Genomic DNA, 13,526 nt, shown 5'->3' with positions numbered 1-13,526 from the left:
ATCAGCGGATACCCCGCTCTAAAAGCAACCACAATTCTTAAGCTTTCGGCAGCCTCACCAGGCTGCCTTTTACTTCAATCATTAGCCCATCTTTCCCCTACCCAAACTTTCAGGTAGCCTCACGGCCATCTCCTTTGGATCCGTTATTCATGCCCCCACACCTTCCCCGCCCATCCCTGTTCGGCTGTATCTGCCTGCTCCCCGCCCTGCTGTACGCCCAAACGCCGCCGGTCCTGCCCGAGTCGCAACCGGAAACCCGTTTCGACATCAGCCCCGAAATCCGCTCCGACGCACCGCCTGCCGCACACACTTCAGGTAGCCCGGACCCTCAACAGCCGCTCAACATCAGCCCCGAAGAGCTGCTGCAAAACCCTGAGTTGCTGCATCGCGCCCTGCAGTCCTCCGTGCTGCTCAACAACCTCGAAGGCGTGCGCCTGTTGCTGCCGCTCTACCGCCAACTGCCCCCGCCGCACGAAGAAATGCTGCTGATTCTGGCCGACGCCATGATCGCCCGCGCCGACGGCCATTACAATCAAGCCGTCAGCGCCTACCGCCAAGCCCTCTCGCTGGAACCCGATATGCCCGCCGTGCGCCTGTCGCTGGCACAATCCCTATTTGAAAACCACGAAAACGAAGCCGCCCGCGACCAATTCACCCGCCTGCGCGCCGACAGCCAACTGCCGCCCGAAATCCGCCGGCTGGTTGATCACTACCTCACCGCCCTCGACCAACGCAACACTTGGTCGTTCTACGGCAGCTTCCACTACCTGCGCGACGACAACATCAACAATGCACCGGCCAACCGCACCTTCCGCACCGCCGGCGGCACATGGACCTTCCCCGAACCCGAATCCGCAGAAGGCCTGGCTTACCGCTTCGGCGGCGCACGCGACTGGCTGCTGGGCGGCCATTGGTCGCTGCGTACCGCTGCCGACGCTTCCGGCAAATGGTATTGGAACAATCGCCCATACGATGACGCCTCCATCCGCCTGACCGTTGGCGGCGCCTACAAAACCGCCCGCGCCGAAGCTGCGCTGCTGCCCTATTTCGAACGCCGTTGGTTCGGCAACCGTGCCTATCTGCGCGAAGCCGGCCTGCGCGCCGAATGGCGCTACTGGCTCGCACCCGGCCACCAACTGCTGCTGGCCGGCGAATGGGGGCAGCAGAAACACGACCGCCGCACCTTTCTCGACGGCCCCAACCGCAATGTTTCCGCCACTTGGCTATATATCCAAAACCCGCGCCAATATTGGATTTTGGGTACAGACTACGCTCGCAAGAGCGCCCGCGACCGCAGCGACACCTATCAGCGCAACAGCCTGCGTGCCGGCTGGACTAGGGAATGGTCGTACGGCCTCTCCACCGCCCTCACGGCCGAAGCCGGCTTGCGCCGCTACGACGGCCCGGATTTCCTCAACATCCGCCGAGAAGACAAAGAATACGCCGCCAGCCTGTCTCTCTGGCACCGCCGCGTCCACTTTTGGGGCATCACCCCCCGCTTGGTGGCCACCTGGCAAAAGAGCGACAGCAACCACCCGCTTTACCGTTTCCAAAAGAGCAATCTGTTTATCCAAATCGGCAAAACCTTTTAGCCCAATATTCTATTTTTCCACACACAAACTTTCAGGTAGCCTCTCAAAATCCATATGAAAAAACCCTACCAACTGCTGATCTTCGATTGGGACGGCACACTGGCCGACTCCACCGCCCAAATTGTTGAGGGCGTGCAAAACGCCTTCCGTGAACACAGCCTCAACCAGCCGACAGAAGAAGACATTCGCCAAATCATCGGCTTAAGCTTAAACGAAGCGATTGCCCGACTGCATCCCGGCCTGTCTGCCCGGCAAACCGAAGCCCTGATTGACGCCTACCGCCAACACTATTTCCATCGCCGCCCGCCCACCATGCTGTTTGCCCAAGCCGCCGCCGCCCTGCCCAGGCTGCAGCAGCACTACTGGCTGGCCGTGGCCACCGGCAAAAGCCGGCGCGGACTGGACCTCGCCCTACAAGAAACCGCCAGCGCCCACTACTTTCTCAGCACCCGCACCGTAGACGAATGCGCCGCCAAGCCGCAGCCGGAAATGGTGCTGTCGATCTGCGACGAACTGGGCGTAGCGCCGGCCGACGCCCTAGGCTGAATCGACATTCAACCCACCCACAAGGTAATTGATGCGAGGTAGAGGAAAGCCAGGAAGTGAGAGGGCTTGCGGTCAAAACGAGTGGCGATGCGGCGGAACTGCTTGAGCCTGGCAAAGCAACGCTCGATGCGATTGCGTAGCCGGTAGCGTGCTTTGTCGTAGGCACGCGGCTGCTGGCAGCTGCGAGGCGGGATCACCGCCTGGGCGCCGAGCGACTGGATCAGCGCCACCAGTTGCCGGCTGTCATAGCCTTTGTCGGCCAAGACGTACTTGGGCTTGAACCCGGCCAGCAGCGCTGGGGCTTGCGTGATGTCGTTACGCTGGCCGCCAGTGAGGATGAATCGCACCGGTCGGCCCTGGCCATCTGTCGCCATGTGGATCTTCGTGCTCAGACCTCCTCGGCAACGCCCCAGAGCCGGGTGTGCCGCCCCCCTTTTCCGGTCGCCGCCTGTGCGTGCGCCCGGACAATGCTGCTGTCGATCATCAGATACTCGTTGCTTCGATCCTGAATCAGGGACTGGAACACCAGCTCCCAGATACCCTTGGCCGCCCAGCGGGTGAAGCGCTTGTGCACGCTCTTGTAGGCTCCGTAGCGCGTGGGCAGATCGCTCCAGCGCGCCCCGGAGCGCAACACCCACAGCACGCCATTGACGAAGCTGCGGTTGTCCGCTGCCGTACGCCCGGGGTCACCGGCCTTGCCTGGGAGCAGATCTTCGATCCGCTCCCATTGGGTTTGGGTTAATTCGTAGCGGCGGGGCCGCAGATGCTTGGTCTTGGTCATCCGCCAAAGATACCAGATGAATGTCGATTCGGCCTAGTGATCGGCGACACCACCCACGATTTGAATATGGCTTATAATGCCCGCTGCCACGCCGTCTCCGTCGCCACCGGCGCCCACGCCGCCGCCCAGCTGCAAACCGTGCCCCATCAGGCCATGCTCGACGGCATACAAGACCTGCTCCGCTGGCTCAACATCCCCAATGGCTAAACAAACGGCCGCCCCCACCACAACATCAGGCTACCTGAAAGCCTTTTCAGGTAGCCTGATAGCCTGATGCACACAATCCCCACATCAAGGAAACCCACCGTGAAATACACCGTCTCCCCTCCCGAAAAGCGCACCGAAAACTGGGAACGCGACACACTGGAAAAAGTACTGCTCGAAGCCTACCGCGAACAGCGGCGCGCCCGCATTTGGAAGCTCGTCTTCCGCCTCATACTGCTTGCCTTCTTCGCCCTCTACCTCGTCGCCATCTTCGGCAAAGTCAACCAATTTAACCCGCACAGCCAACAGCCGCACACCGCCGTCATCCAGCTCGACGGCGTCATCACCAGCCAGGCCGACCAAGTAGCCAAACTGCGTGAAGGCTTGGCCGCCGCCTACAAAAACCCGCACGTCAAAGGCGTCATCATTCGCGCCAACAGCCCCGGCGGCTCGCCCGTGGTGTCCAACATCGCCTACCAGGAAATCCGCCGCCTCAAAGCCGAACATCCGAAAATCCCGCTGTATGTCGTGGCTGAAGACGTCTGCGCCTCCGGCTGCTACTACATCGCCGCCGCTGCCGACAAAATCTACGCCGACCCCACCAGCATCGTCGGCAGCATCGGCGTGGTCGGCAGCAGCTTCGACCTCACCGGTCTGATGGACCACCTCGGCATCAAACGCCGCAATCGCACCGCCGGCGAACACAAAGGCATGGGTGACCCCTTCAGCCCGGAAACCCCCGAACAAGCCGCCATGTGGCAAGCCATGCTCGACGACATCCACCGCCAATTCATTCACGCCGTACGCGAAGGCCGCGGCAACCGCCTGAAAGAAGCAGAACACCCCGATCTCTTCAGCGGTCGTGTTTACACCGGCGGCGAAGCCGTCAAAACCGGCCTCATCGACGCCACCGGCAACATCTACAGCGTTTCCCGCGACATCATCAAAGCCCCCGAGCTGGTGGACTACACCCCGCAAGACAGCCTGAGCCGCGCCCTCAGCAAAAACTTCGGCGCCAGCATCCGTCAAAGCGTACAGGAAATCAGCCGCGACAGCGTGTGGTAGCCCGCTCGCAGCCCAAGATGTGCCATGGGAATCAAACCGGCAACAGTCCGCGCTCCACGCCAGATTCCACAGCATAGACTCGTTAGCCATACCGCCCGAGACCTTTGCAAAGGCTACCTGAAAAGATTTTCAGGTAGCCTTTGCCTCGGCATCCCAAACCATTTCCGCCATACGTAAAAATTAATTTCTTTTAAAATCATCAGCCCAAAACTCCATCAAACAAACCAACTTGACAGAACAACAGCCAACTGGTTTAATTGCATTCTTTCAAAGCAAGGCCAGATAGCTCAGTTGGTAGAGCAACGGATTGAAAATCCGTGTGTCGGCGGTTCGATCCCGCCTCTGGCCACCACACTGCCGCATTTCGCGGCTTTTTTGTTGTCTAACGCCGTCTAATAAAATCTACCAAATCCATAACAGGCAAGGCTTTCAGAGAAAAATCCCTCCGTTTTGTCGTCTAATACCATCTACCGCCGTCTAATCGAATCTACCGTAAATTTACGGTATTTTTTACGGTATCCTGAAAACACCACTGAAAAATACCGTAAAAATGCCCTTAAACGACCGCCAGATAAGGAATGCAAAGCCATCCGAGAAGCCCTACAAACTGACTAACGGCGGCGGCCTGTATCTGCACGTTATCACGGTGGAGATAGGCTGAGACCTTTGCAAAACCCCCATCTGCGGCGCATTTCTGCGTTGTGCGTTTATGCCCTATGGGTACTGCTCGCTCACTTGCCTATCTGTATGATATGTCTGTCCCATAGGGATTCCTAGCGTTCACGTTCGCTGCGCTGCTACGCCTTGAACTGCATCCACATCTGGAAGTTTTGCAAAGGTCTCAGGCTAGATGTAGAAAATGAGCCGGGTTGTTTACACCACAGGTTGAGAAAAATAGCTGTAGAAATTTGTAAAATGTCCCCATATCTTCTGAATGTCCGGGCGACAATTTAGGGAATATAAGGAATATTTTGCAAAGGTTTTAGCCTAAAAAGAAACGAGCCTAAGCATTTTGCTTAGGCTCGTAAAGCTGGTGGGTCGTGAAGGATTCGAACCTTCGACCAACGGATTAAAAGTCCGCTGCTCTACCGACTGAGCTAACGACCCGAATGTTGGATTATATCTATATATATAAATCCTGTCAAAGTCATCGGGAGAATCTGAATTTAATACAATGCAAAACTATCGGGGCGGCTTAGATAACTACTGTCTGAAAAACACTGGGGTGCCCAGTAAACAAAATAGCAATAGGAAACTTAATCGGGGCCAGACTCACAAAATAAGAAAGCAATATGGCATTTTGGGTACCATATTGCTTTCTTTTTGAATTAAAGATCATTGATTCTTACGAGAACGTAAGTAATCCAAAGCCTTCAACTCCGCGATTGCAGCTGCCAATGCAGCCTGTGCTTTGGCCAAAGATTCAGCATCTTCAGCATTAACCATTTTGGCTTCGGCGGCCTTTTTCGCCTCTTCTGCACGGGCCTGATCCATTTCCGCACTGCGTACGGCCACATCCGCCAGAATGGTTACTTTATTGGGTTGTACTTCCAGTACGCCACCAGAAATTGCCACCAACACTTCTTCAGCCTCACCGGGAACGCGTAAACGCAGCACACCCGGACGCACCAAGCTCATAATTGGAACGTGCTGAGGATAAATACCAAGCTCACCACTCACAGTCGGCACCACAGCAAACTCAGCTTGACCGGAATAGATGTTTTGCTCGTTACTTACCACTTCAACTTGCATGATACTCATGCCCGTCTCCTTAGCTTAAGGTCTTGGCTTTTTCCACAGCCTCTTCAATACCACCTACCATATAGAAAGCCTGTTCGGGCAAGTGGTCATATTCACCGCTCAAAATAGCTTTAAAGCCAGCAATGGTATCGCGCAGAGACACATATTTGCCAGGTGAACCAGTAAATACTTCGGCTACATGGAAAGGTTGTGACAGGAAGCGCTGAATCTTACGAGCGCGCATTACGGTCAACTTATCCTCATCAGACAATTCATCCATGCCCAAAATAGCAATAATGTCACGCAACTCTTTGTATTTTTGCAGTGTGGATTGCACGCCACGGGCCACATCGTAATGTTCTTGGCCCAATACCATCGGATCCAGCTGACGTGATGTGGAATCCAAAGGATCTACTGCAGGGTAGATACCCAATGATGCGATATCACGGCTCAATACCACCGTCGCATCCAAGTGTGCAAAAGTAGTTGCGGGAGAGGGGTCGGTCAAGTCGTCCGCCGGTACATATACGGCCTGAATGGAAGTAATTGAACCAGTCTGAGTAGAGGTAATACGTTCTTGCAAGCGGCCCATTTCTTCCGCTAATGTCGGTTGGTAACCTACTGCAGAAGGCATACGGCCCAGCAATGCGGATACTTCTGTACCTGCCAAGGTATAACGGTAAATATTATCCACAAAGAACAAAACATCACGACCTTTGCCGCTGGCGTCTTTTTCATCACGGAAATGTTCAGCCATAGAAAGTCCTGTCAAGGCCACACGCAAGCGGTTGCCAGGAGGCTCATTCATCTGGCCATATACCATGGCTACTTTGTCCAAGACGTTGGAGTCTTTCATCTCATGGTAAAAGTCATTACCTTCACGAGTACGTTCACCAACACCTGCAAACACAGACAAACCACTGTGTGCTTTTGCAATGTTGTTGATTAATTCCATCATGTTTACGGTTTTGCCTACGCCGGCACCACCGAACAGACCAACCTTACCGCCCTTGGCAAAGGGACAAAGCAAATCGATCACCTTAATACCGGTTTCCAGCAATTCGGTTGTACTGGACAACTCATCAAATTTGGGCGCCGGCTGGTGAATGGCGCGAGTTTGGTCGGCATTGATTGGACCAGCCTCATCAACCGGCTTACCCAATACGTCCATAATACGGCCCAACGTTGCTTGTCCAACCGGAACCGTAATCGGGGCACCTGTATTTTGTACAGCTAAGCCGCGTTTTAGGCCGTCCGTACTGCCCATCGCAATGGTACGCACCACACCGTCGCCGAGCTGCTGTTGCACTTCTAATGTTAAATCGGTGTCAACCAATTTCAGAGCATCGTATACACGCGGGATAGCATTACGCGGAAATTCCACATCCACTACTGCGCCAATAATTTGTACGATCTTACCTTGGCTCATTATTGAATCCTATTTTAATCCGAGCAGTATGCAAGCCTATACGGCAGCTGCACCCGCCACAATTTCTGACAATTCTGTGGTAATAGCCGCTTGACGAGATTTGTTATAAACCAAACGCAGCTCTTTAATTGCATTACCGGCATTATCCGTAGCGGCTTTCATCGCCACCATACGGGCTGCCTGTTCGGAAGCCATATTTTCACATAATGCTTGATAAACCACAGACTCCAAATAACGGCGAACCAAATATTCGAGAACGACTGCCGGTTTGGGTTCATAAACATAATCCCAGCCATATTCTTTGCTCTCGGATACTTCGTGCAACACGTTCTGGCCAATCGGCAATAGAGTTTCCAAATGAGGTTCTTGCCTCATCGTATTAACAAACTCCGCATAAACCAAATGGATTACATCCAACTGACCTTCGGTATAACGTTGGAAAACTTCGGTAACTGCCCCCAAAAGCTTTTCCATTTTTGGGGTATCACCCAAGTTCACTGCACTGGCTACGACATTAATGCCTACGCGGTTACAGGCAGCCAAACCTTTGCTACCTAAACAAACAGCCTCAACCTCAACACCTTGCTGCTGGTATTCTTGCACTTTTGCAAAAAACCTTTTCAGCAAATTGGCATTCAAGCCTCCGCACAAGCCTTTATCTGTCGTAATCAAAATAAAACCGGCTCGCCTTATTGCTGTACGGCTCTCTAGGATTGGCAGATTATGCTCCGTTTCACTTTGAGCCAAATGACTCATCACCAAGCGGACTTTTTCTGCATAGGGCCGAGCCAAACGCATACGGTCTTGAGTCTTCCTCATTTTGGAAGTTGAAACCATCTGCATGGCTTTGGTAATTTTTTGAGTATTCTGAACACTACGAATCTTCGTCAGAATTTCTTTTCCTACCGCCATTTCAGACTCCTTTCTTCAACAACTTACGCTGTATAGTTGTAAGAGGTTTTGAAAGTTTTCATGGCTTCGGTCAAGACCTGTTCATTTTCATCAGACAATGCTCCAGAAGCATTGACGGCATCAAGCACAGCAGGATGCTGAACACGAATATAGTTCAAGAATTCAGCCTCAAAAGCCAGTGCTTTGCTTACAGGCACATCGGCATAAGAACCGTTGTTAATGGCCCACAAAGTCAGCGCCATTTCAGCCGTATTCAAGGTGTTGAATTGTTTTTGCTTCATCAACTCAGTCACCACTTCGCCATGCTGCAATTGTTTACGCGTCGCTTCGTCCAAATCGGATGCAAACTGCGAGAACGCAGCCAATTCACGGTATTGGGCCAATGCCAAACGAATGCCGCCACCTAATTTTTTAATGACTTTGGTTTGTGCCGCACCGCCGACTCGGGATACAGAAATACCGGCATTAATGGCAGGACGGATACCGGAGTTAAACAAATCAGTTTCCAAGAAGATCTGACCGTCAGTAATAGAAATAACGTTGGTCGGAACGAATGCAGAAACGTCACCAGCTTGGGTTTCAATGATTGGCAAAGCAGTCAGAGAACCTGTTTTACCTTTTACTTCACCATTGGTCAGCTTTTCTACTTCATCTGCATTGATACGGGCAGCACGTTCCAACAAGCGGCTATGCAAATAGAAAACATCACCCGGATAAGCTTCACGACCGGGAGGACGACGCAGCAACAAAGAAATCTGACGATAGGCAACAGCTTGCTTGGACAAATCGTCGTAGACAATCAATGCATCTTCACCGCGGTCACGGAAAAATTCACCCATGGTGCAGCCGGCATAAGGTGCAATAAACTGCAAGGCGGCAGCTTCCGATGCCGTGGCCGCCACGACAATGGTGTGCTCCATGGCACCATGCTCTTCCAATTTACGGACAACGTTCGCAATAGAAGAGGCTTTTTGGCCAACTGCAACGTAAATACAAACTACGCCCGTACCCTTTTGGTTCACAATCGCATCCAAAGCAACTGCCGTTTTACCGGTTTGCCGGTCACCAATGATCAACTCACGCTGACCACGGCCTACTGGCACCATTGAATCGATTGCTTTTAAGCCGGTTTGCATCGGTTGGTCTACAGATTGACGGGCAATCACACCGGGAGCAATTTTTTCAATCGGCGCAGTTTGCTGAGTGTCAATCGGACCTTTGCCGTCAATCGGCTGTCCCAAAGCATTCACCACGCGACCGATCAAAGCGCGGCCAATCGGCACTTCCAAAATACGACCAGTACACTTAACCTCATCACCTTCTTTGATGTGCTCATACTCACCCAGAACGATCGCACCTACTGAGTCGCGCTCCAAGTTCATGGCCAAACCAAAGGTGTTGCCGGGAAACTCCAGCATTTCGCCTTGCATTACGTCTGACAAGCCGTGTACGCGAACAATACCATCAGTCACAGAAATCACACTGCCTCGGGTGCGGACTTCTTGTTTGGCGTTTAAGTTCTCGATTTTGGCTTTCAGCAAATCACTAATCTCAGCAGGATTAATCTGCATGAAAACTCTCCTAATTCGTCATGGTCGCGTACAGTTTTTTCAATTTAGCCTGCACGGACAGATCCAATACTTGGTCACCCACTTCAACTTTAACCCCACCGATCAATTCCGGCACAATTTCCAAAGTCGCCTCTAAATTGCTGCCGAAGTGCTTTTGGCAGTCGGCCAAAACTTTAGCAAACTGACCTTCACTCATGGGGTAGGCACTATATACAATAGCTTTTTTCGTATCGTTGCGGGATAAAGCCAAATCTTGGTATTGAGCGTAAATTTCAGGTAGCACTTGCAACCGCTTTTCAACAGCCACCACCTGAACGAAATTTTGGAACTCGGCATCGTGCGTAGCCGAATTATCTGACAAAAGCGCCAATAAGCCATTTGCTTTTTGTGCCGCATCAGAATCGCCCCCCTCGATCAGCAAAGCAACCTGAGGCTGCTGAACCGACCATGCCAGTTCTTTCAATCCGCCCAACCAAGACTCGATTTGATTTTTTTCAACAGCCAGATCAAACAATGCCTTGGCATAAGGTCTGGCTACGGTTGCGAACTCAGCCATAAATTACAGCTCCTGTTTCAGCATGCCTAACATTTGCGCATGTTTTTCAGCATTCACTTCGCTACGCAAAATTTGCTCGGCACCTTTCACGGCTAAAGCAGCCACCTGTTCACGCAATGCTTCCCGTGCGCGATTGGTTTCTTGTTCAACATCTGCTTTGGCCTGAGCGGTAATACGGGCAGCTTCCGAAGAGGCCTGTACTTTCGCCTCTTCTACTATTTGTGCTGCACGTTTTTCTGCATTAGCCACCATTTCGGTAACTTGGTTACGACCTTCGGCTAAGAGTTCTGCAACCCGCTTCTCAGCTTGCTCGAAATCGCTCTTGCCACGCTCGGCAGCAGCCAAGCCTTCAGCGATTTTACCGGCTCGCTCATCAAGCGCTTTCGCAATCGGCGGCCATACGAAACGCATGGTAAACCAAACCAATATAGCGAAAACAATGATTTGGACGATTAACGTTGCATTAATATTCACTTTACTTAACCTTCGTATTAGGGTTAATCAACAAACATTGACAAAGTTTGTGTGCGATTAGCCTGCGAAAGGATTAACGAAGGCAAACAGCAGAGCGATGGCAACGCCGATTAGGAAGGCAGCGTCAATCAAACCAGCAATCAAGAACAACTTGGTTTGCAGCGGGCCAATCAATTCAGGTTGACGAGCAGAAGATTCCAAATATTTAGAACCCACCATGGCGATACCGATAGAGGCACCCAAAGCGCCCAAAGCAACGATCAAACCACAAGCGATAGCGATTAAACCACCCATTTCAAACTCCTTAAAAAAACAAGGTTAAAGAAAATTACAGCAAAAAAGTTTAGTGTGCATCATGCGCTTGGCCGATGTAAACAAAAGCCAAAGCCATGAAAATAAATGCCTGCAAAGTGATCACCAAGATATGGAAAATCGCCCAGATGACACCAGCCAGAATATGGAACAGCACCATAATCGGATCCATCAAACTGAAACTTTCCCCAGGCAGGGCCCAAGCGCCGCCCAACAAGGCAATCAGCAAGAACACCAACTCACCGGCATACATATTACCGAACAACCGCATACCGTGCGACACGGTTTTAGACAAAAACTCGACAATATTCAGAATAAAATTCGCCGGCGCCAACATCGGGCCAAACGGAGCGGTAAACATTTCGTGCATCCAACCGCCGAAGCCTTTGATTTTGACATTGTAGAATAAGCATACCAACAACACACCGATTGCCAAGGCCAATGTGGTATTCAAATCGGCAGTCGGCACCACGCGCAAGAGAGCATGATGATCACCGGTCACGCCCTGCCACAACCAAGGCAGCAAATCCACCGGCAGCAAGTCCATGGCATTCATCAGGAAAATCCACACAAACAAAGTCAAACCCAAAGGGGCAACCACTTTGCGGGACTGCTCGTTGTGAATGATGCCTTTGCACATATCATCCACAAACTCATACAGAATCTCAATCGCGGCTTGGAAACGGCCAGGCACGCCGGCCGTCGCACGCTTAGCCCCCATCCACAACACAAATGAGCCTACCACGCCCAGCAGCACAGCAAAAAATATTGCGTCGATATTGATAAATGAGAAATCAGCAATATTTTTCAGGCCCTGCCCTTGGGTAACGTCCGACAAACTGGTCAAGCTTTGCAGGTGGTGCTTGATATAGTCGGCAGCGGTTATATTTTCACTTGCCATTTCTTTGCACTTTCCAAGATATCAAAAAAACCAAATGACTGACCGCAACCAATCCCGCAAAAAACGGAATAAAAGCAATCTGCTGATGCCAAAAATAAAACAGCAGCAGCATAATGATCAAAGCCAGTACTATTTTTAAACCCTCTCCAATCAAGAAACCGACACCCGCCAATAGGGGAAACGGTTTAAGAACGCTTAAAATCAGCACCGTAAAAATCGTAGGAATGATATAGGCCAAGCCGCCCATCACGGCAGACACAGCAAATTGCTGCCCGCCCCAAAACCAGGCAACAGCGGCAACAAGCAGCATAAACACAAACTGCAGACAGACGGTTACCGCCATTGCGCAAACCTCAAAGGGCAAAATTGAGCCGCGCTAATATAATCAAGTCGCCGTCCATCGTCAAGGCGAAGCGTTAAGCTTTGTCAAAAATAAAACCAAACCATTATTTTATCTATATATTCGCAAACCCGATTTATTAAGATACACACAGGCTACCTGAAAGCCCTTTAATCCGGGAGCTCCACACCCAAACGCTTCATCAGAGCGGCAAATGTTTCAGGATTATCGAAATGCAACACCACTTTGCCCTTGCGATTGTTGCCGGTTTGTACTTCCGCATTTACCCCCAACGCCTCAGTCAGCACTTCGTTCAAACGGCGGATATCGGGATTCACGGTTTTGGGCTTTTCCGTTTTTTTCTCCTGCTGCGCCAACTGGCTGCGGCGTTCCACTTCGCGCACCGACCAGCCGTTTTTCACCGCCTTCCGCGCCAACTCCAACTGTTCCACCACCGGCAGCGGCAGCAAAGCCCGTGCATGGCCCATTTCCAAATGACGGCTATAGAGCAAATCCTGCACCGGCTCCGGCAAAGCCAACAGGCGCAGGCTGTTGGACACCGCACTGCGGCTGCGCCCCACGGCCTTGGCCACGGTTTCGTGAGTCAAGCCGAACTCATCCACCAAGCGTTTCAAGCCCTGCGCTTCTTCAATCGGATTCAGGTTTTCGCGCTGGATGTTTTCAATCAAACCCATTGCCAGCGCGGCTTCGTCGCTGATGTTTTTCACCACCACCGGAATTTCGCTCAAGCCGGCCAACTGGCTGGCGCGCCAACGCCGTTCACCCGCAATCAGTTCGTACTGCGACAAGCCGTGTTCGCGCACAATCACCGGCTGGATAATGCCCTGCGCACGGATGGACTCGGCCAACTCCTGCAGGCTTTCGTCGTCCATTTGTGAGCGCGGCTGATAACGGCCCGGCTTAATGTCGCCCACCGCCACCGTGGTCAAACGGTCGCCCGCCGCATCTTCAATCGTGCCGGCCAGCAAAGAATCTAAACCGCGGCCGCCGAGGCCGCCCTTGGGTTTTGCCATATCACTGCTTTCTGTCTGACTACCGAAGCCCAGGCTCTGCAAAACAGCAGACCACAGCTCCCAATAATT

14 protein-coding genes, 2 tRNA genes and 3 pseudogenes are annotated in these 13,526 nt (G+C 52.2%); 7 read left to right on the top strand and 12 right to left on the bottom strand.

Features of this window, described 5'->3' with window-relative positions:
* Positions 1–149 precede the first annotated feature (149 nt).
* Positions 150–1,592, top strand: a complete 1,443-nt coding sequence (locus tag H3L94_RS01290; RefSeq protein WP_182122345.1) for a surface lipoprotein assembly modifier — start codon at positions 150–152, stop codon at positions 1,590–1,592.
* A gap of 54 nt (positions 1,593–1,646) precedes the next feature.
* Positions 1,647–2,138 (top strand): HAD hydrolase-like protein, encoded by a 492-nt coding sequence (locus H3L94_RS01285; RefSeq protein WP_244958791.1) that lies wholly within the window; start codon positions 1,647–1,649, stop codon positions 2,136–2,138.
* An 8-nt stretch (positions 2,139–2,146) separates the two neighbouring features.
* On the opposite strand, the pseudogene H3L94_RS01280 reads toward H3L94_RS01285, so the two are convergent.
* A pseudogene (locus H3L94_RS01280) lies at positions 2,147–2,919 on the bottom strand (IS5 family transposase).
* On the opposite strand from H3L94_RS01280, the gene H3L94_RS12770 reads away from it, so the two are divergent.
* The 5 genes and pseudogenes from H3L94_RS12770 to H3L94_RS11870 all read left to right on the top strand — a co-directional run bounded on the left by H3L94_RS12770 (position 2,902) and on the right by H3L94_RS11870 (position 5,051).
* Positions 2,902–3,126: an HAD hydrolase-like protein gene (locus H3L94_RS12770; RefSeq protein WP_280525472.1), complete on the top strand. Its 225-nt coding sequence runs from the start codon at positions 2,902–2,904 to the stop codon at positions 3,124–3,126. The pseudogene H3L94_RS01280 and the gene H3L94_RS12770 overlap by 18 nt on opposite strands.
* A gap of 99 nt (positions 3,127–3,225) precedes the next feature.
* The gene (gene sppA, locus H3L94_RS01270; RefSeq protein ID WP_182122343.1) at positions 3,226–4,188 is read left to right on the top strand and encodes a signal peptide peptidase SppA; all 963 of its coding nucleotides are present in this window, start codon (positions 3,226–3,228) and stop codon (positions 4,186–4,188) included.
* 276 nt (positions 4,189–4,464) lie between these two features.
* Positions 4,465–4,540, top strand: a tRNA-Phe gene (locus tag H3L94_RS01265).
* A 198-nt stretch (positions 4,541–4,738) separates the two neighbouring features.
* A pseudogene (locus H3L94_RS13125) lies at positions 4,739–4,828 on the top strand (integrase); the annotation flags it as partial.
* A 26-nt stretch (positions 4,829–4,854) separates the two neighbouring features.
* Positions 4,855–5,051 (top strand): annotated as a pseudogene (locus tag H3L94_RS11870) (ATP-dependent exonuclease).
* A 168-nt stretch (positions 5,052–5,219) separates the two neighbouring features.
* Here the strand turns inward: H3L94_RS11870 and H3L94_RS01260 are convergent.
* From H3L94_RS01260 to H3L94_RS01210, 11 genes are all read right to left on the bottom strand, one after another.
* Positions 5,220–5,295, bottom strand: a tRNA-Lys gene (locus H3L94_RS01260).
* A 228-nt stretch (positions 5,296–5,523) separates the two neighbouring features.
* Entirely contained in the window at positions 5,524–5,949 is a 426-nt protein-coding gene (locus tag H3L94_RS01255; RefSeq protein WP_009119786.1) for a F0F1 ATP synthase subunit epsilon, read from the bottom strand.
* 10 nt (positions 5,950–5,959) lie between these two features.
* The gene (gene atpD, locus H3L94_RS01250) at positions 5,960–7,357 is read right to left on the bottom strand and encodes a F0F1 ATP synthase subunit beta (protein WP_009119787.1); all 1,398 of its coding nucleotides are present in this window, start codon (positions 7,355–7,357) and stop codon (positions 5,960–5,962) included.
* A gap of 36 nt (positions 7,358–7,393) precedes the next feature.
* Positions 7,394–8,269: a F0F1 ATP synthase subunit gamma gene (atpG, locus tag H3L94_RS01245; RefSeq protein ID WP_182122342.1), complete on the bottom strand. Its 876-nt coding sequence runs from the start codon at positions 8,267–8,269 to the stop codon at positions 7,394–7,396.
* Between the two features lie 23 nt (positions 8,270–8,292).
* Entirely contained in the window at positions 8,293–9,840 is a 1,548-nt protein-coding gene (gene atpA, locus H3L94_RS01240) for a F0F1 ATP synthase subunit alpha (protein ID WP_009119789.1), read from the bottom strand.
* A 10-nt stretch (positions 9,841–9,850) separates the two neighbouring features.
* A complete protein-coding gene (locus tag H3L94_RS01235; RefSeq protein ID WP_182122341.1) occupies positions 9,851–10,396 on the bottom strand; it encodes a F0F1 ATP synthase subunit delta in 546 nt (181 codons plus the stop codon).
* Between the two features lie 3 nt (positions 10,397–10,399).
* Positions 10,400–10,870: a F0F1 ATP synthase subunit B gene (locus H3L94_RS01230; RefSeq protein WP_009119791.1), complete on the bottom strand. Its 471-nt coding sequence runs from the start codon at positions 10,868–10,870 to the stop codon at positions 10,400–10,402.
* A gap of 57 nt (positions 10,871–10,927) precedes the next feature.
* Entirely contained in the window at positions 10,928–11,164 is a 237-nt protein-coding gene (gene atpE, locus H3L94_RS01225; RefSeq protein WP_009119792.1) for a F0F1 ATP synthase subunit C, read from the bottom strand.
* Positions 11,165–11,213: 49 nt separating this feature from the next.
* Positions 11,214–12,083: a F0F1 ATP synthase subunit A gene (gene atpB, locus H3L94_RS01220; RefSeq protein WP_009119793.1), complete on the bottom strand. Its 870-nt coding sequence runs from the start codon at positions 12,081–12,083 to the stop codon at positions 11,214–11,216.
* Positions 12,073–12,426: an ATP synthase subunit I gene (locus H3L94_RS01215; RefSeq protein WP_182122340.1), complete on the bottom strand. Its 354-nt coding sequence runs from the start codon at positions 12,424–12,426 to the stop codon at positions 12,073–12,075. Before H3L94_RS01215 ends, atpB begins: the two co-directional genes overlap by 11 nt.
* Positions 12,427–12,593: 167 nt before the next feature.
* Positions 12,594–13,457 (bottom strand): ParB/RepB/Spo0J family partition protein, encoded by an 864-nt coding sequence (locus H3L94_RS01210; RefSeq protein ID WP_182122339.1) that lies wholly within the window; start codon positions 13,455–13,457, stop codon positions 12,594–12,596.
* Positions 13,458–13,526 lie beyond the last annotated feature (69 nt).

Source organism: Neisseria shayeganii, from assembly GCF_014054965.1.
In the GTDB taxonomy this organism is placed as follows: domain Bacteria; phylum Pseudomonadota; class Gammaproteobacteria; order Burkholderiales; family Neisseriaceae; genus Eikenella; species Eikenella shayeganii.
The sequence above is the reverse complement of the archived record's forward strand: the minus strand, read 5'-3'. Positions and strand labels throughout refer to the sequence as shown.